The organism is Variovorax sp. KBW07, assembly GCF_003852515.1.
In the GTDB taxonomy this organism is placed as follows: Bacteria; Pseudomonadota; Gammaproteobacteria; order Burkholderiales; family Burkholderiaceae_C; genus Variovorax.
The window spans coordinates 59,929-78,280 of sequence record NZ_QAJK01000071.1; the positions used below are offsets into that span (position 1 = coordinate 59,929).

Sequence of the window (18,352 nt, forward strand, 5' to 3'; positions counted from 1 at the left end):
CGCGATTATCGCGACAGGCCCGTGATCATGCGATCACGCGATCGCGTCAGTCACATCAGGGAGGGGCGCCGTTGGTGTCGCCGCCGATCTTCGGGGTGAACATCCGTGCCCCGCCACCGGCCGCGGGCGCCGGCCGGTATTGCGGCAGCGGCGACACGCCGGTGTTGCCGGTAGGCGGCACGACCACGCCACCGCCCGGCGGACGACCGCCACCCCAGCCGGGACGCGACGGCGTCACGGGAGGACGCAAGGCCGGGGCCGGCGGGCGCACGGCGGGATAGCCGGGGCGACCGTAGTAAGGCCTGTCGTAGTAGGGCCTGTCATACGAGGGGCGGCCGTAATAGGGCCGGCGCTCGTAATAGCCGCCACCGTTGATGTAGACCGGCGGTGGTGAAACGACCACGGGCGACGGGTCCGTGTAGTACGGCTCCGAGTACCCGCCCGAATAACCGCCGGAATAGCCCCCACCGTAGTAGGGGTCGCCGGGAACGGCGCAGCCCGTCAGCAGCACGAGGCCGCCAAGGGCTACGGTGGCACCAAGAACACGAATTTTTTGCATGAGGGACTCCTTGTCGGCCTTCTGTTTTCTTTCAACGCCAGGTTGTAGACCCTGTTGACTGCGCGCAGATGAAGTCAGGTAACGGCCGGTAAAGAGGGCTGTCGCCCGACCTTCATTCCGTGACGCCGTTCTCGAGAATCTCCAGCATACGCGCCTCGTCGATCACCTCGACCCCGATCTCCCGGGCCTTGTCGAGCTTGCTGCCGGCTTCCGCGCCGGCCACGAGGTAATGGGTCTTCTTGCTGACGGAACCGGCGACCTTTGCACCGGCTGCCTCCAATTTATCCTTCGCTTCGTCGCGGCCCAGCGTAGGAAGGGTGCCGGTGATCACGAAGGTCAGGCCCGTCAAAGGCTTGGGCGCGCGGGCCGCGGGCTCGCCCTCTTCCCACGTCAGGCCGCAGGCGCGCAGCTGCTCGACCACCTCGCGGTTGTGCGGCTGGTCGAAGAAGGTGCGCAGGCTCTGCGCCACCACCGGGCCCACGTCGTTGACCTCGAGCAGCTGCGCTTCGGTCGCGTCCATGATCGCGTCGAGCTTGCCGAAATGCTTGGCCAGGTCTTTCGCGGTGCTCTCGCCCACGTGCCGGATGCCAAGGCCGAACAGGAAGCGCGGCAGCGTGGTCTTCTTCGAGGCTTCGAGCGCATCGACGAGGTTCTTGGCCGACTTGTCGGCCATGCGGTCCAGGCCCGCCAGCGTCGTGAAGCCGAGCTTGTACAGGTCGGGCAAGGTGCGGATCAGGTTGGCATCGACCAACTGCTCGACCAGCTTGTCGCCCAGCCCATCGACATCGACCGCGCGCCGTGCCGCAAAGTGCAGGATGGCTTCCTTGCGCTGTGCCGCGCAAAACAAGCCGCCGGTGCAGCGGTAGTCGACCTCTTCCTCTTCGCGCACGGCCTCCGAGCCGCACACCGGGCATTGGTGCGGCATGGTGAACACCGGGCCGCGCTGGTCGTCGGGCTTGGCCAGGCTCTCGGGCACCACGCCGACCACTTCGGGAATGACGTCGCCGGCACGCCGCACGATGACGGTGTCGCCGATGCGCACGTCCTTGCGGCGGGCCTCGTCTTCGTTGTGCAGCGTGGCGTTGGTCACGGTCACGCCGCCGACGAACACCGGTGCAAGCTTGGCCACCGGCGTGAGCTTGCCGGTGCGGCCGACCTGGATCTCGATGCCCAGCACCTCGGTCAGCTGTTCTTGCGCGGGGTACTTGTGGGCCACGGCCCAGCGCGGCTCGCGCGAGACGAAGCCCAGTTGCCTTTGCAACTCCACGCTGTCGACCTTGTAGACCACGCCGTCGATGTCGTAGGGCAAGGCGTCGCGCTGGCGGCCGATGTTTTCGTGGAACGCGATGAGCTCGATGGCGCCCTTGGCCCGCGCGGTCTGCGTGGCCACGGGAAAGCCCCAGGCATGAAATTGCTGCAGCCAGTCGAACTGCGTCGGGCAGTCGGGTCCGCCTTCGCTGGCCGGCGTGACTTCGCCCAGGCCGTAGGCAAAGAAGCTCAGCGGCCGGGCCGCGGCAATGGCCGGGTCGAGCTGGCGCACCGCGCCGGCCGCCGCGTTGCGCGGGTTGACGAACACCTTCTCGTTCTTCTGCCCCGCCGCGATCTTCAGGCGCTGGCGCTCGTTGAGTGCATCGAAGTCGGCGCGCTTCATGTAGACCTCGCCGCGCACCTCGACCACGGGTGGCGCCTTGCCGGCGAGCTTCAGCGGAATCTCTCGCACCGTGCGGATGTTCTGCGTGACCTCTTCACCGACTTCACCGTCGCCGCGCGTCGCGGCCTGCACCAGCACGCCGTGCTCGTAGCGCAGGTTCATGGCCAGGCCGTCGAACTTGAGCTCGCAGACGTACTCGACCTGCGGCCCGTCTTCGGCCAGGCCCAGTTCCTTGCGCACGCGCGCGTCGAAGGCACTGGCTCCCGCGGGCGTGATGTCGGTCTCGGTGCGGATCGACAGCATCGGCACCTTGTGGCGCACCTTGGTGAAACCATCGAGCACCTTGCCGCCCACGCGCTGCGTCGGCGAATCGGGCGTTCGCAGGTCGGGAAACTCCGCCTCCAGCGCTTGCAGGCGCTGGAACAGCTTGTCGTACTCGGCGTCGGGCAACGCGGGCGCATCGAGCACGTAGTAGAGGTGGGCGTGCTTGTGGAGCTGCTCGCTCAGTGCAGCGGCTTCGCGTGCCGCTTCGTCGCGCGTCGTCATGGGGTGTCTCCGAAAAAACGATGCGGCCGCCGTCCGGGGGCCGGCATCCTTAGCTGAAAAGGCGGCGGGCCAGCGGCGAGCCGGCCGCCAGGTCGCGCGCATCGAGCGTGTCGTAGAGCTGCTCGAGGTCGGCGCCGATCACGTCCATCGTCTCGTCGCGCAGCAACTGGCCGTCGCTGTCGGTCACCACGCCGTCCATCTCGCGTGCGAGCGTGGCGGCGGCTTCACGCATGCGGCGGAATGGCTCTTCGGCGCGATCGACCTGCGGCACGTCCAGGCTCAGGCTGAGCTCGCGAATGGCCGATTGCGCCGGGTCGTCGGCCAGCGCGGCCTGGGTATCGAAGGCCAGCCCGAGAATCGGCGGCAGCCCGGCTTCGCCGGTCGGCAGCACCATGCGCCCCGGGATGATGCCGGCCACGAAACCCAGGCGGGCCGCGTTCTGCTGCACATAGCCGGGGCTCCAGGCCGCGTGCAGCGCGCGCAGCACGAAGCCCAGTTGCGCATCGTGCGCGCTGGCGAACTGGTCCAGCTCGCGGGCACGCGCCACTTCGTCGAGCATTTCAGGAAATTCGGGCGAGCCGTTGACCGAGTCGGCAAAGGCCTGCGCCTTCACCACGAACTCGGAATATTCGATCTCGTTCAGCGCGCCGGTGCGGTTGGCCAGCTGCACGCCGACCTGGAACGCGCTGTAGCGCTGGCCGGCCACGGGCGGTTCCCACTGGCCGTTGTGCTCGTTCAGGCCCTCGATGGCCACCGGCTTGCTGCCCGCGCGGCGCGTCGGCGGCATGGCGGCAATGGCGGCATCGCCCGAAGCCAGGCCGTCCAGCGACACGGGCGCGATCACGTCGATCAGCGGATCGAGCCCGCCACGCCGTTCGCCGGTGGGCACCGGCACGCCGCTGGGCGCCGGCAGGTCGGGGTCGAACAGAGGCTCGTGGCGGTCGCTGCCGGGCACATGGTTGGGGTCGACGTGCAGCATCGGCTCGACGCCGTCGCCCGCGCCGGACATGGAACGCTCCACGTCGGCCAGCGCGGTATCGACCGCATCGGGCTGGCGCGGCGCGTTGCGGCGCGACATCAGCGTGTTGTAGGCAACGACGGCCGCGAGAACGAGGCCGCCAAGAATGGCGAGTGCGAGAGTGAGATTGCTCATGCGTGCCGCTCGACTCAGGCGGCTTCGACCATCGAGGCCGCCGACTCCATGTCGACCGCAACGATGCGCGACACGCCCTGCTCCTGCATGGTCACGCCGATCAGTTGCTCGGCCATTTCCATGGCGATCTTGTTGTGGCTGATGAAAAGGAACTGGGTTTCGCGGCTCATGGCGGTCACGAGTTTGGCATAGCGCTCGGTGTTGGCGTCGTCCAGCGGCGCGTCCACTTCGTCCAGCAGGCAGAAAGGCGCCGGGTTGAGCTGGAAGATGGCAAACACCAGCGCAATGGCCGTGAGCGCCTTCTCGCCGCCCGAGAGCAGGTGGATGGTCTGGTTCTTCTTGCCGGGCGGCTGTGCCAGCACCTGCACGCCGGCATCGAGAATTTCGTCGCCGGTCATGACCAGGCGCGCATTGCCGCCACCGAACAGCTCGGGGAACATGCGGCTGAAGTGCTCGTTGACGATCTTGAAGGTGCCGCCGAGCAGGTCGCGCGTTTCGGCGTCGATCTTGCGAATGGCATCTTCGAGCGTGCCGATGGCCTCGTTCAGGTCGGCCGATTGCGCATCGAGGAAGATCTTGCGCTCGCTCGCAATGGCGAGTTCGTCGAGTGCGGCCAGGTTGACGGCGCCCAGCGCCACCACTTCGCGGTTGAGGCGGTCGATTTCGCTTTGAAGGCCTGTCAGGCGCACCTTGTCGGTTTCGATCGATAGCGCCACCGCTTCGAGGTCGGCGCCGGCATCGTCCAGCAGTTGCTGGTATTGCTCGACACCCAGGCGCGCGGCCTGTTCCTTCAGCTGGAATTCGGTGATGCGCTGGCGCAGCGGGTCGAGCTCGCGCTCCAGCTGCAGGCGGCGCTCGTCGCTGGCGCGCAGCTTGAGCGTGAGGTCGTCGTACTGGCTGCGCGAGGCGCCCAGCGCGGTTTCGCGTTCGAGCTTGAGCGACAGCGCGTCCTGCAGGCCGGCTTGCGCGGCGGCGTCGGACAGGCGGCTCAGTTCGGCGCGGGCGCGTTCGTCTTCGTCGGTCAGGGCCACCACCTGTTGCGAGGCGGTTTCAATGGCGCGGTTGAGTTCGGCGCGGCGCGCTTCGAGCGTGCGCTGCGAGAAGGTGGCTTCCTGCGCCTGGCGTTCCAGGCTGCGGTGTTGCTCGCGGCTGGCATTCAGCGCACGGCCGGCATCGATCACGCGCTCGTCGAGCTGGGCGTGGCGCTCCTGGCTGTCGGCCAGCTGCATGTCGAGTTCTTCGAAGCGGCCTTCGGCGGCAATGCGCTTTTCTTGCAGCTCTTCGAGTTGCGCATCGACTTCGCCGAGGTCGTTGGCCAGCTGTTCGCTACGTGCGCGGGTCTGCTCGGCCAGCTGCGTCATGCGCAGCGTCTCGACCTGCTGCTCGTGCGCACGCGACTGCGTGTCGGCGGCTTCGCGCCGCGCGGTCACGAGGCGCGAGGCTGCGTCGCCATAAGCGGCTTCGGCGCGAATCAGCGCGGTGCGCGCTTCTTCGTTGATGAGCGTCTGGGCCCGAAGCTGGCGCTCCAGGTTTTCCATTTCCTGCTGGCGGGCCAGCAGGCCGGCCTGCTCGGAATCGGGGGCGTAGAAATTGACGCTGTGCGAAGACACGGCATGGCCGCTCTGCACATAGATGACCTCGCCCGGCTGCAGCGTGGCGCGCTGTGCCAGGGCTTCTTCGAAACTGGCGGCGGTGTAGCAACCGTGGAGCCAGTCGTTCAGCAGGGCTTGCTGGCCGGCGTCGTTCAGCCGCAAGAGGCTCGACAGGCGCGGCAGCGTGGCCGTGCCCTGCGGCGCACCGGCGGACGGCGGGCTGTAGAAGGCCAGCTTGGCCGGCGGCGCGTCGTTGCCGAAGGCACGAACCATCTCGAGCCGGCTGACTTCGAGCGCACCCAGGCGCTCGCGCAACGCGGCTTCGAGCGCGCTTTCCCAGCCCTGCTCGATATGGATGCGGCTCCACAGACCTTGCAGGCCATCGAGGCCGTGCTTGGCGAGCCAGGGCGCCAGCTTGCCATCGGTCTTGACCTTTTCCTGCAGCGCGCGCAGCGCTTCGAGCCGCGCCGAGTATTCGGCATGGCGCGCACCTTCGGTGTTCACGGCCTGCTGCTTCGTGCGCCGGTCGTCGTCGAGTTGCGGAACGGCTTCCTGCAGCTCCTGCAGGCGCGCATCGGCTTCGCTGGCCACTTCCTGGGCGGCGGCCAGTTGCTCCTGCATTTCGAGCAGGCGGGCCTCGTCGGGCGCGGCCAGCGCGTTCTGGTCGGCGCGCAGGCGTTCGCTGCGCTGCGTGAGCTGACGGCTCTGGTCTTCGATGTTGCGCTGGTCGGCCGCCAGCACCTGGATCTGCTGCTGCACCTGCGACACGGTCGTGCGCTGGGCATTGGCCTCGTCTTGCGCGCGCTGCACGGCTTCTTCGAGCTCGGGCATGCGCGCGTCGTGCTCCTCGAGCTGCGCGGCCAGCAAAATGGCCTGCTCTTCGGCATCCACGCCGGCACCGGCCAGCGTTTCGATCTCGGTCTCGGCGTCGGTGCGGCGGGTGCCCCACTGGCCCATCTGCTCGCGCAGCTGCACGAGTCGCTGCTCGACGCGCTGGCGGCCTTCGACCACGAAGCGGATCTCGCCTTCGAGCCGGCCGACTTCGGCGCTGGCTTCGTAGAGCTTGCCCTGGGCCTGGTTGACCTGGTCGCCGGCCGCGTAATGGGCCTGGCGCACGGTTTCGAGCTCGGACTCGATGCGGCGCAGATCGGCGGTGCGCGATTCGAGGTCGTTGATGGCTTTTTCGGAATCGGCCTTGATCTTGGCCTGGTCGGCATCGCTCTCGCTGCGCTTCAGGAACCACAGCTGGTGCTGCTTCTTGGTGGCCTCGCCCTGCAGTGTGTTGTAGCGCGCGGCCACCTCGGCCTGCTTCTCGAGTTTTTCGAGGTTGGCGTTGAGCTCGCGAAGAATGTCTTCGACCCGCGTGAGGTTTTCGCGCGTGTCGCCCAGGCGGTTCTCGGTCTCGCGGCGGCGCTCCTTGTACTTGGAGACACCGGCGGCCTCTTCGAGGAACAGGCGCAGTTCTTCGGGCTTGGATTCGATGATCCGGCTGATCGTGCCCTGGCCGATGATGGCGTAGGCGCGCGGGCCGAGGCCGGTGCCCAGGAACACGTCCTGCACGTCGCGGCGGCGCACCGGCTGGTTGTTGATGTAGTAGCTGCTGGTGCCGTCGCGCGTGAGCACGCGCCGCACGGCAATTTCGCCGAACTGGTTCCACTGGCCGCCGGCGCGATGGTCGGCGTTGTCGAACACCAGCTCCACGCTCGAGCGGCTGGCCTGCTTACGGGTGGTCGTGCCGTTGAAGATCACGTCCTGCATCGACTCGCCGCGCAACTCCGACGCACGCGACTCGCCAAGCACCCAGCGCACCGCATCCATGATGTTCGACTTGCCGCAACCGTTGGGCCCGACCACGCCGACCAGTTGTCCCGGCAGCAGGAAGTTGGTGGGTTCGGCGAACGACTTGAAGCCCGAAAGCTTGATGGAATTAAGACGCACGACTTGTCGGCCTGCCTTGGATGTAGCCCCAAGGTATTGATTTGTAAGGAAAATTGCACGGGCCCGCCGCTTGAAGCAGGCCGCCGCCCCAGTCGTGGATGATAACGTCAGGGCATGAGCGATTCCCCGGTTTCACCCCCTCTTGCCGTACGACGCACCTGCCTGCTGGCAGGCGCCGCCGCCCTGCTGGGTCTGGCTGGCTGCTCGCCGTTGCGCTCCACCGAACGCGCCGAGCCCTATGGCAACCAGGAGTGGCTGCAGTCCGGCACCAACCGAATTGCCAATCTGTCGCTGCGCGACAACCTGCAGTCGGTCCGGCGCGTGCAGAACACCCTGTACCGACGCAACCCGCGCGAGTGGCGCAAGTCGGCCGCCAGCATCGACGAAGCCGTCCAGCGCACCTGGGACGCCGTGCTGAAAGACGGCACCCTGCCCGAGTTGCGCGGCGCCAGCGGCATCGACGCGGTCCGGCTGGCCTTCGAGACCGGGCCGCAGGCCTACCAGGGCGACCGGGTCGCGGCGCTGGTCTACGGCTGGACCACGATGCTCAAGCAGGCCAACGGCAACACCTGGGACCAGACCATGATCGACGGCGTAGACGCAGAGAACAGCTACCGGGTGGCGCGCAATTTCGAGATCTCGCTCTGGCTGATCTCTTCCAAGACCGGCCCCGACGGCCAACCGCTGCTGCTGGCCACCGAGATCAGCGAGCGCGGCCGCAACCTCGTGGCCGACCGCGAACTGTCGAAGATCATTGCGCGGCTCGACCTGCTCGCCGCGCAGGCCGACGAAAAGTACCGCCGGGCGGCTCTCGACTTCGGCCAGAACTGGATCATGGGCGTGGTCATGCCCCTCTTCACGCTGGTGCCCAAGTAAGCTCATGGGCATCGGCATGGGAGCGGGCAGATCGGAAACATATTTCCGAAATTGCCATTTGCGGTAATATCTTTCCGTGGACAAACAGGCACTCATCACCGCCCTGGCCGCACGCCGCGAGGCCTCTGGCCTGTCGAACGCCGAGATCGCCTTGCGTTCGGGGCTCACCGAGCGCTCCGTGCGCAATGCGCTGAGCCTGCGGGGCAACCCGCAACTTTCTTCCCTGCTCGCGCTGGTCGATGCGCTGGCGCTCGAATTGCAGCTCGTGCCCAAGGGCTTTGGCGAGACCACGGCCACCGACCCGGCCAGCTATCGCCCGGTGGCCACCCGCGTCGGTCATGCGGTGGCGCAGGCCCCTGCTGCCCCGCCTTACCTCAAGCGCCGTTCGCCGCCATGAATGTCAAGATCCTGGAAATCTCGCTGGGCGCCAGGCGCTTCGGCAAGCTGTTCCAGTACGCGGACCTGTGCCGCTTCGTGGCCGAACCCGAGCTGGTCGCCAACCCGCCGCAAGAAGTGCTTTCGCTGTCGATGCTGGCCAGCGACCCGACGGCCCAGTCGGCCCTGTGGAGCGACGTCAAGAACCCGCTCTTCAACGCCCAGGGCGGCCAACTCCCGAACTTTTTCCAGAACCTGCTGCCTGAAGGCGTGCTGCGTAGCCACATCGCGCAGCTGCGCGGCTGCCGCGAGAACGACCACTTCGAACTGCTCGCGGCCTGCGGTGGCGACCTGCCCGGCGCCGTGAGCGCGCGGCCCGTGTCGGTCGATCGCGGCACGCTGCAACGGCTCATCACGCAGGACCAGGACGCGCTCGAAATGTCGGTGGTCGAGCTGCCCATGCCGCAGGGCATTTCGGTCTCGGGCGTGCAGCCCAAGCTGGGCCTGCGCCGCCAGGGCGGGCGCTATGTCGCTCGCACCCGGGCCGGCGCCAGCGTCCGCGTCATCGCCAAGCTGCCGGTGGCCGGGCGGCCGCACATGCCGCAGCTTGAAATGCTGTCGCTGCGAATGGCGGGCGCCGCGGGCGTGGAGGTGTGCCACGCCGAACTGGCGCCGCTTTCGGCCATTGCCGCCGAGCACAGCTATGCGCTGCCCGACGAGCCCGAGTTCCTGGCGGTCACGCGCTTCGACCGCGAAGGGGCGCGCCGCATCCATTTCGAGGACTTCGCGCAGGTGCTCGCGATCGACCCGATGCGCAAGTACGGCGCAAGCTATCTCGACATGGCGCTTGCCATGCGCGCCTTCCCTTCGCTGGGCGAAGAAGCGGTGCTTGAACTCGTGCGCCGACTCGCAGTGAACGACCTGCTCGGCAACCCCGACGCCCACCTCAAGAATTTCGGCGTGCTGTACTCCGACGGCATCGCGCCGCGGCTGGCGCCGGCTTACGACATCGTGGCCTATGCGGCAATGCAGGGCGTGGAAGGCCACGCCCTGCCCTTGCTGTCCGCGCCGCCCGACGGGGGTACGACGCCCAGGCGCACGGCGCTGTTCACGCCCGCCAACGTGCGGGCCTTCTGCTTTTCGACCGGGCTGCACGAACCACTGGTGCGGCGCGTGGTCGCCGACACGGCGCGGCTTGCGCGCAGCCTGTGGCCGGAGATGATCGAAAGCTCGACGTTGCCCGCGCCATGGAAAAAGCGTCTGCAGCAGCGCTTGCAAGCGCACCCGTTGCTGCAAGGCATGGCCAGGCGCGGCAAGTAGCAGGCTGCACGCTTCGAAGAGACCTGCCCGGCCTGGCGCGCGATTTGCGAGGTATTCTGCGTTCTTCTTTTCCGCAATCACACAGGCGACCCATGAGCTCCATCAATTTCATCGGCGGCGAAAAAGGCGGTGTCGGCAAGTCGGTCACCGCGCGCGTGCTGGCGCAGTACTTCATCGACCACAGCCGCCCGTTCACGGGCTTCGACACCGATCGTTCGCACAGCTCGTTCACCCGCTTCTACGAAGGCTTTGCCTCGCCCGTGGTGGTCGACAGCTTCGAGGGCCTCGACACCGTGGTGAACGGCTTCGAGGCCAACCCGCAGCAAAGCGTGATCGTCGACCTCGCGGCCCAGACGCTGGCGCCACTGTCGCGCTGGATCAAGGAATCGGACCTGTTCGACGTGTTCGCCGAGATCGGCGTCACCGTCAACTTCTGGCACGTGCTGGACGACGGCAAGGACTCGACCGACCTGCTCGGCTCGCTGATCGACACCTTCGGCAACCGGCCCAACTACATCGTGGTGCAGAACTACGGACGCGGCAGCGACTTCGGCATGCTGCTGGGCTCCCAGTCGCTCTCCAAGGCCACTGCCAACGGCGCGCGGGTGATTGCCCTGCCGCGCCTGCACGAGGCCAGCATGCGAAAGATCGATGCGCAGAACACCAGCTTCTGGAAGGCCGTGCACGACCGCGAAGGCGTGCATGCGCTGGGCCTGCTGGAGCGGCAGCGCGTGAAGTCGTGGCTGGCCACGGTCTACGCCGCGTTCGACACCTTGCCTCTGTAGTTTCCCGGCTGGCTGGCTACTGCGTGACGACCGCGCCCCCGCCCAGGGCCTTGTAGAGCGTCATGGTCGCGTTGAGCTGGTTCATGCGGTTCTGGGCCAACGACACCTCGGCGCCGCGGCGCCTGTCCTTGGCGTCGAGCACCGGTTGCAGCGCCGTCGCGCCGGCCCGGTAGCGCACCTCCGACAGCTTTTCCGCGCGCTGCGCCTGCTGCAACGCCAGCACCAGCTTCTCGCTTTCGTCACGCAATTGCGTGCGCGACGAAAGCGCGTTTTCCACCTCCGACAACGAGGTGTAGAGCGACTGCCGAAAGCCCTGCACAGCCTCTTCGTACTGCGCCTGCGAAACGGCCACGGTCAGCCGCGCCGTGTTCCATTGCAGGAATGGCAGCGCCAGGCCCGCACCGAGCGTGCCCACCGGGTTTCTCAGCAGCTGGCCCAGCGCGTTGCTCGAGGTGCCCAGCGAACCCGTGAGGCTCAGCGTCGGATAGAAGCCGGTGCGCGTGGCATCGACATCGGCCAGCGACCTGCGCAGGCGCTGCTCGGCCGCGCGCAGATCGGGACGACGGGCCAGCAGGCTTGCCGGCAGCCCGGCATCGATCGTCGGCAGATCGGCCGTCGGCAATTGCGCGGGCTCCGCCGCCATCGCTTCGGGCGGCCGGTCGAACAGGATTGCCAGTGCGTTGCGCGCCTCGACACGCTGCTGCAGCAACTGCGTGTGTGCCGCTTCCTGGCTCGCGAGGTTCTGGCCCGCCTGCGCCACGTCGAGACCCGACACGGCACCCGCCGCGTACTTCACGCGCACCAGCGCAAGAATGCGCCGGCCGTCTTCGATGCCGGCCTCGCTCAGCGCGATGCGCTGGTTCAGGTAGCCGGTCTTCCAGTAGAGCTCCGCCGTGGTGCCCACAAGCGCCAGCGCCGCGGCCTGCCGGTCGGACTCGGTCGCCTTCAGCTCCCAGTCGGCCGAACTGCGCAACGCGGAGAGCCGCCCCCACAGGTCGAGTTCGTAGTTCAAGGTCACTTGCGAGGTCGACGCGGAGATCACCGTGCCGCCGCGCTTCAGGTCGAATGTGCGGTTCGCCTGCACCTGCCCCGTCACGCCGGGCGCGAGGTTGGTGTTCGCCAGGCCGGCCTGCAACTGCGCGCGCTGCACGCGAATGCCTGCCGCCGCGAGGTCGTTGTTGGTACGCAGCGCGCTGTCGATGAGCGTGTCGAGTTGCGCATCGTTGAAGGCGGTCCACCAGCGCGCCTCGGGCATCGCGGCCGCATTCATCGCGGCGGACTGCGAGGCAGACGACGGCGATTGCTGCTGCCACGCCTGCGGCATTTCGATCGGTCGCTGTGCCCGCTGCTCGGGCTGGAACAGCGTGCACCCGCCGAGCGCCAATGCGATGGCGGCCACGCACAGGCGAAGACCGGAACCCGGACGCGCGTTGTTGGTGTTGATGGCGTTACTCACGGGCCAGTGCCTCGATCGGGTCCAGCCGCGCTGCATTGCGCGCGGGCAAATAGCCGAACAACACGCCGATCAGCGTGGCGCACAAGAAGGCCGACACCACGGCACCTATCGAAAAAATCATTTCCCACTGCTTCACGAAAAGCGAAAACACAAAGCTGATGCCATACGACAGCATCACGCCGATCAACCCGCCCACCAGGCACACCAGCACCGCTTCGGTCAGGAACTGCTGCAGCACGTCGCTCTGGCGTGCGCCCACGGCCATGCGAATGCCGATCTCGCGGGTGCGCTCGGTCACCGAGACCAGCATGATGTTCATCACGCCGATGCCGCCCACCACCAGGGAGATCACTGCAATGAGCGACAGCAGCAGCGTGAGCGACTGGCTCGTGCGCTCGGCCGTCTTCACGATGCTGTCCATGTTGAAGGTGAAGAAATCCTTGCCGCCGTGGCGCATGGTGAGCAGCTTGACGATGCTGTCTTCCGCGGCCTTGGTCGGCTGGTCGTCGCGAATGCGCACCGTGATGTTGTCGAAGTGCTGCTGCCCGAACAGGCGGCCGGCGCCCGTGCTGTAGGGCAGCCAGATATTGAGCGACTTGTTTTCGCTGAACATGCTTTTCTTGTCCTGCGACACACCGATCACCGTGCACGGCAGGTTGCCGACCAGGATGACCTTGCCGATCGGATCGGTGCCATCGGGAAACAGCTTGCGCCTCGTGTTCTGGTCGATCACCACCACCTGCGCCTGCTGCCGCACGTCGTTCGCATTGAAGGCCGTGCCGCTGGCCATCTGGATGTCGCGCACCCGGAAGAAAGCGTCGCTCACACCATTGGCATTGCCGTTGATGTCGATGCTGCGGTAGCGAAGCCGCAGGCTGCGCGTGGTGGTGGGCGTCACGCTGTGCACAAAGGGTTGGGCTGCTATGGCCTGTAGGTCACTCGGCCCCAGGGTGCGGATGCTGGCGGCCTTGTCGTCGCCGAAGTCGCGCCCCGGATAGATGTCGAGCGTGTTGGTGCCGATGGCCCTGATGTCCGACAGCACGAAGCGCTTGGCCCCCTCCCCGATGGCGATGATCGACACCACCGAGGTGATGCCGATGATGATGCCCAGCATGGTCAGCGCGGTGCGCATGCGGTGCGCCATCATCGAGCGCCACGCCATGCGAAAGGCCTCGGCAAAGCGCGCCCAGCCCGTGCTGAAGCGCGCAATGCCCAGCTTGGGCTGGTTGATGGGGTTGATGGCCGGTGCATCGTCGGCCGCCACAGTCTGCGCGGGAGCCGCAACGGTCGGCACGTTCGGCCGGTCGCCCACGATCACGCCGTCGGCGATCTCGATGATGCGTTCGGTGCAGCTCGCGACCTGCATGTCGTGCGTGACGATGATGATGGTGTGGCCCTGGGCATGCAGCTCACGCAGGATGGCTATCACCTCTTGCCCGCTCCTGCTGTCGAGCGCACCGGTCGGCTCGTCGGCCAGGATGACCTGGCCGCCATTCATCAGTGCGCGCGCAATGCTCACCCGCTGCTGCTGGCCGCCCGAAAGCTGGCTCGGCCGATGCTCGGTGCGGTCGCCCAGGCCCAGCCGCGCCAGCAGCTGGCGCGCACGCGTGTCGCGCGCTTCGCCATCGGTGCCGGCATACACGGCGGGCACCTCGACGTTGCCCGTGGCCGTCAGGTGCTGCATCAGGTGGTAGCGCTGGAAGATGAAGCCGAAGTGCTCGCGCCGCAGTTCGGCCAGCGCGTTGCTGTCGAGCGTGCCGATGTCCTTGCCCGACACGGTGTAGGTGCCCGTGCTGGGCCGGTCGAGGCAGCCGAGGATGTTCATCAGCGTCGACTTGCCCGAGCCCGACGCGCCCACGATGGCCAGCATTTCGCCGTTGCCGATGTCCAGGTCGACGCCCTTCAGCACCTGCACTTCCTCGTCGCCCGAAGGAAAGCTGCGGCCGATGCCGCGCAGGGTCAGCAGCGGCTGGCCGGCTGGCGCCTGCGTCATTGGCGCTGTCCCTTGCTGTTGCCGTCGTCGGCCTTTTCCAGCGCCGAGGCATCGCCGGTGATGACGCTCTCGCCCTCTTTCAGGCCTTCGAGCACCTGGGCCTGGAAGTTGTTGCTGATGCCCACGCGCACCTGCCGCTTTTCGACGCTGTTGTCGGCCTTGAGCACGCGCACTTCCTGGCGGCCGTCTTTGTCGCGTGTACCGAGCGCCGTGAGCGGCACCGTCAGCGCCTGCTTGGCCTCGCCCAGCATGATCGCGACCTGCGCCGTCATGTCGACGCGCAGCGTGCGGTCGGGGTTGGGCACGTCGAACAGCGCATTGAAGAACACCGCGTTGTTGATCTTCTCGGGCGACGGCTGCACGGCGCGCAGCGTGCCGTGGTAGCGCTTGTCGGGGTCGCCCAGGATGGTGAAGTACACCGGCTGCCCCGGGCGCACGCGCACCACGTCGGCCTCGGACACCTGGGCCTTGACGGTCATGGTCGACAGGTCGGCCAGCTTCATCAGCGTGGGCACCTGGAACGAGGCCACCACGGTCTGCCCTTCGAGCGTGCTGATGGACACCACGTCGCCGTCGATGGGCGCGACGATGCGCGTGTAGGACAGGCTGGTCTGCGCCGAAGCCAGCGCCAGTTTCTGCTGGCGGATCTGCGCATCGAGCGACACCGCGTCGGCACGCAGCGCGCGAAGCTCGGCGTCGGCGCTTTCCATGTCCTGCCGCGCCGCGGCGTCTTGCGCGAGCATTTCGCGCTGGCGCGCCCACGACAGGTCGGCCTGCCTGACGCGCACTTCCTTGGCCAGCTTCTGCGCCTGCAGGTTCTCCAGCTTGGCCTGTTCCTGCGCCAGGGTGTTCTGCGGAATGACGGGATCGATCTCGGCCAGCCAGTCGCCCTTCTTCACGGTCTGGCCGAGCACGACCTTCAGCGACTTGAGCTGCCCGCTGACCTGCGCGCCGATCTCGACCTGCTTGAGCGCCTGCAGCACGCCGGTTGCGAGCACCGCGTTCTCGAGGTCGGCGCGCTGCACCGTGGCGGTCAGGTAGTCATTCTTCTTGGCGGGGCGGAACCAGAAAGAGGCGGCAATGGCCAGGACAACGAGAACGGCGATACCGGCAAGGAGCTTGCGCGATCGTCGCGGAGGGGTGTTTGGCATGCAATGAGGTGGGAGTGGAACACGCTGCCGAAGATGCCTGCCTGGGGTTCTGCGGCCCTGCCGGCAAGCAAGATTCGGGGGGAGTGAATTCCATCGTATCCCCCGTAACTTAAGGCCTGCTAAAGGGGTTCACGCATCCCGGGGCTTTTTTCGCGGCCCGAGGGGGAAAAGAAAAGCCTCGCCGGCCCTTTCGGGCCGCGAGGCAAATCGGATATGCCGGGTGTACCGGGTGCGGCGTGGCGTGCTGCCACGCGCCAAACAGAAGGAGGCCGGGCGGTGCTCAGCGCGCGCGGCGCGAGCGCACCAGCAGCGTGATCAGCAACAGCGAAAGCACCGTGAATGCAATGAACGACCAGTTCGCCAGCGTCAGGCCGAACAGCGACCAGTCGATCTTCGAGCAGTCGCCACCGCCGCGGAAGATCATCGGCAGCGCGCGCTTGAGCGGGAAGGTTTCGATCATCCCGTACAGGTCGCGCCCGCAGGACACGACTTCAGGCGGATACCACTGCAGCCAGCTCTGGGCCGCCGCCGTGTAGGCGCCGCCGATGGCAGACACCAGCGCCAGCAGGCCACCGGTAATTTGCAAGCCGCGGCTGCGAAACGCCCCGGCCAGCCCCGTGAACAACGCCACCAGCACCAGCGCATAGCGCTGCACGATGCACATGGGGCAAGGCTCGAGCCCGACCACGTGCTGCAGGTAGAGCCCGAAGGCCAGCATCAGGACACAGGCCAGGCAGATCAGCCCATACGCGCGGCGCGGCGCGCCGAAGTACCAATCGATCAAGGAGATACCCAATCTTCTTCTACGAACACCCTGGCCTTGCGTGGATTGGCGACGACGGTGTCGCCTTCCTTCAAGCCCAGGTCACGGAACTGTTGCGCAGGGAGTTGCGCCTCGATGATGGTTCCGGAGCCCGGATTATCTGGATTCGATTCGGTGGGCTCAAGTTCCAGCCTTGCGGTGGGTCCGACAACAATCGCGCGCGACAGCGTGGCGACGATGCCGGTGGCCCCGGACACGTAGGGTGTCACATCCAGGTCATGCGGACGCACATAGGCCATGGCCTTGGCGTCGCGCGCCCCGCTGTGCTCGGGCGAATCGAGCCGCATTCCGTCGAGCTGCACCTGGCCGTTGTCGGCACGCCCGTGGAACAGGTTCACGTCGCCCAGGAAACCGTACACGAAAGGACTCGCGGGCTTGTCCCACACGTCCTGCGGCGAGCCGACCTGTTCGATCTGCCCCTTGTTGATGACCACCACGCGGTCGGCCACTTCGAGCGCTTCTTCCTGGTCGTGCGTGACGAAGATCGAGGTGACGTGCAGCTCGTCGTGCAGGCGGCGCAGCCAGCGGCGCAGTTCCTTGCGCACCTTGGCATCGAGCGCGCCGAAGGGCTCGTCGAGCAGCAGCACCTTGGGTTCCACCGCCAGCGCGCGGGCGAGCGCGATGCGCTGGCGCTGGCCGCCCGACAGCTGCGACGGGTAGCGGTCGGCCAGCCAGTCGAGCTGCACCAGCTTGAGCAGGTCGGTCACCTTGGCCTTGATCTGCGCGTCGCTCGGGCGCTCCTTGCGCGGCTTCACGCGCAGGCCGAAGGCGACGTTCTCGAACACGGTCATGTGGCGGAACAGCGCGTAGTGCTGGAACACGAAGCCCACCTGCCGCTCGCGCACGTGCACGTCTGTGGTGTCTTCGCCCGAGAACAGGATGCTGCCCGCGTCGGCCGTTTCCAGCCCCGCGATGATGCGCAGCAGCGTGGTCTTGCCGCAGCCCGAGGGGCCGAGCAGCGCGACCAGTTCGCCCGACTCCACGTCGAGGTTCACGTCGCGCAGCGCGCGGAAGTCGCCGAACTGCTTGCTGATGTTGCGGATTTCGATGCTCATGGATCTCTGCCTGTGTCTTCGTCTGATTACGCCCTCTCCCCTTGGGGAGAGGGTCGGGGTGAGGGTTCTCTACTTACCCCGGAACTTGTCAAGCTTCCGTAGGCCGCTCAGGCGGCAGCTCGGCAATGGCTTTCATTTCGCGCTCGTGGCGCCACTCGATGACCGACTTGATCACCAACGTGACCAGCGCCAGGATGGCCAGCAGCGAGGCCACGGCAAACGCGGCCACCGACTGGTATTCGTTGTAGAGCACTTCGACGTGCAGCGGCATGGTGTTGGTCTGCCCACGGATGTGCCCCGACACCACCGACACCGCGCCGAACTCGCCCATGGCGCGCGCGTTGCAAAGAATCACGCCGTACAGCAGGCCCCACTTGATGTTGGGCAGGGTCACGCGCCAGAAGGTCTGCCAACCCGTCGCGCCCAGCACGATGGCGGCCTGCTCTTCGTCGGTGCCCTGCGCCTGCATCAGCGGAATGAGTTCGCGCGCGATGAACGGAAAGGTCACGAACACGGTGGCCAGCACGATGCCGGGCACGGCAAAGATGATCTTGATGTCGTGCTCGGCGAGCCACGGGCCGATCCAGCCCTGCGCCCCGAACACCAGCACGTAGATCAGGCCCGCGACCACCGGCGACACCGCGAACGGCAGGTCGATGAGCGTGGTGAGAAAGGCCTTGCCGCGAAACTCGAACTTGGCGACAGCCCAGGCGGCGGCCACACCGAAGACGAGGTTCAGCGGGACGGTGATGGCGGCGGTGATGAGCGTGAGGCGAATGGCGCTCCAGGCGTCGGGTTCCTTCAGCGCATCGAGGTACGCCGAAAGGCCCTTGCGCAGCGCTTCCGTAGCGACGGCGGCCAGCGGCAGCACGAGGAACAGGAACATGAACGCGAGGGCGATGCCGATGAGCGTCCAGCGCACCCAGGCGGCTTCGGTGGTGCCGGCTTGTGCGCGGCGAATGATTTTTGACGGGGCGCTCATCTCTGTGGCTCTTCCGCGCGCTGTGTCGCGGGTTGTTGTTCGTTGTTCGGCTGGCTTGGGTTCGCGGGCACTTGTTCGGGGCGCGTGCGAATGACAC

At 67.0% G+C, this 18,352-nt stretch carries 14 protein-coding genes; 4 read left to right on the top strand and 10 right to left on the bottom strand.

The features are described 5' to 3' along the window. Positions 1–55: 55 nt before the first annotated feature. The 4 genes from DBV14_RS15605 to smc form a co-directional block, all read right to left on the bottom strand. Positions 56–559 carry a hypothetical protein gene (locus tag DBV14_RS15605; RefSeq protein WP_260397056.1) on the bottom strand — a complete coding sequence of 168 codons (504 nt, stop codon included), beginning with the start codon at positions 557–559 and terminating at the stop codon, positions 56–58. Between the two features lie 112 nt (positions 560–671). Beyond that, on the bottom strand, positions 672–2,756 hold the full coding sequence (ligA, locus tag DBV14_RS15610) for an NAD-dependent DNA ligase LigA (protein ID WP_124460065.1): 2,085 nt from the start codon (positions 2,754–2,756) through the stop codon (positions 672–674). A gap of 49 nt (positions 2,757–2,805) precedes the next feature. Further along, positions 2,806–3,909 (bottom strand): cell division protein ZipA C-terminal FtsZ-binding domain-containing protein, encoded by a 1,104-nt coding sequence (locus DBV14_RS15615; protein WP_124460066.1) that lies wholly within the window; start codon positions 3,907–3,909, stop codon positions 2,806–2,808. A 14-nt stretch (positions 3,910–3,923) separates the two neighbouring features. After that, positions 3,924–7,439: a chromosome segregation protein SMC gene (smc, locus tag DBV14_RS15620; protein WP_124460067.1), complete on the bottom strand. Its 3,516-nt coding sequence runs from the start codon at positions 7,437–7,439 to the stop codon at positions 3,924–3,926. A gap of 114 nt (positions 7,440–7,553) precedes the next feature. On the opposite strand from smc, the gene DBV14_RS15625 reads away from it, so the two are divergent. The 4 genes from DBV14_RS15625 to DBV14_RS15640 all read left to right on the top strand — a co-directional run bounded on the left by DBV14_RS15625 (position 7,554) and on the right by DBV14_RS15640 (position 10,795). Further along, on the top strand, positions 7,554–8,315 hold the full coding sequence (locus tag DBV14_RS15625; RefSeq protein ID WP_124460068.1) for a hypothetical protein: 762 nt from the start codon (positions 7,554–7,556) through the stop codon (positions 8,313–8,315). Between the two features lie 76 nt (positions 8,316–8,391). Then, positions 8,392–8,712, top strand: a complete 321-nt coding sequence (locus DBV14_RS15630; protein ID WP_124460069.1) for a helix-turn-helix domain-containing protein — start codon at positions 8,392–8,394, stop codon at positions 8,710–8,712. Next, positions 8,709–10,010, top strand: coding sequence for a type II toxin-antitoxin system HipA family toxin (locus tag DBV14_RS15635; protein WP_124460070.1), 1,302 nt, complete (start codon positions 8,709–8,711; stop codon positions 10,008–10,010). The genes DBV14_RS15630 and DBV14_RS15635 overlap by 4 nt, the downstream gene beginning before the upstream one ends. 92 nt (positions 10,011–10,102) lie before the next feature. Next, positions 10,103–10,795: a mobilization protein gene (locus DBV14_RS15640; protein WP_124460071.1), complete on the top strand. Its 693-nt coding sequence runs from the start codon at positions 10,103–10,105 to the stop codon at positions 10,793–10,795. A gap of 16 nt (positions 10,796–10,811) precedes the next feature. On the opposite strand, the gene DBV14_RS15645 is transcribed toward DBV14_RS15640, so the two are convergent. The 6 genes from DBV14_RS15645 to cysW form a co-directional block, all read right to left on the bottom strand. Beyond that, entirely contained in the window at positions 10,812–12,185 is a 1,374-nt protein-coding gene (locus DBV14_RS15645; protein WP_260397058.1) for an efflux transporter outer membrane subunit, read from the bottom strand. 58 nt (positions 12,186–12,243) lie between these two features. Continuing rightward, positions 12,244–14,244: a macrolide ABC transporter ATP-binding protein/permease MacB gene (macB, locus tag DBV14_RS15650; protein WP_124460072.1), complete on the bottom strand. Its 2,001-nt coding sequence runs from the start codon at positions 14,242–14,244 to the stop codon at positions 12,244–12,246. After that, entirely contained in the window at positions 14,241–15,395 is a 1,155-nt protein-coding gene (gene macA / locus DBV14_RS15655; protein WP_124460073.1) for a macrolide transporter subunit MacA, read from the bottom strand. Before macA ends, macB begins: the two co-directional genes overlap by 4 nt. 280 nt (positions 15,396–15,675) lie before the next feature. After that, a complete protein-coding gene (locus DBV14_RS15660) occupies positions 15,676–16,179 on the bottom strand; it encodes a disulfide bond formation protein B (RefSeq protein WP_124460074.1) in 504 nt (167 codons plus the stop codon). After that, the gene (locus DBV14_RS15665; protein ID WP_124460075.1) at positions 16,176–17,273 is read right to left on the bottom strand and encodes a sulfate/molybdate ABC transporter ATP-binding protein; all 1,098 of its coding nucleotides are present in this window, start codon (positions 17,271–17,273) and stop codon (positions 16,176–16,178) included. Before DBV14_RS15665 ends, DBV14_RS15660 begins: the two co-directional genes overlap by 4 nt. A gap of 88 nt (positions 17,274–17,361) precedes the next feature. Then, positions 17,362–18,255 (bottom strand): sulfate ABC transporter permease subunit CysW, encoded by an 894-nt coding sequence (gene cysW / locus DBV14_RS15670; RefSeq protein ID WP_124460076.1) that lies wholly within the window; start codon positions 18,253–18,255, stop codon positions 17,362–17,364. Positions 18,256–18,352 lie beyond the last annotated feature (97 nt).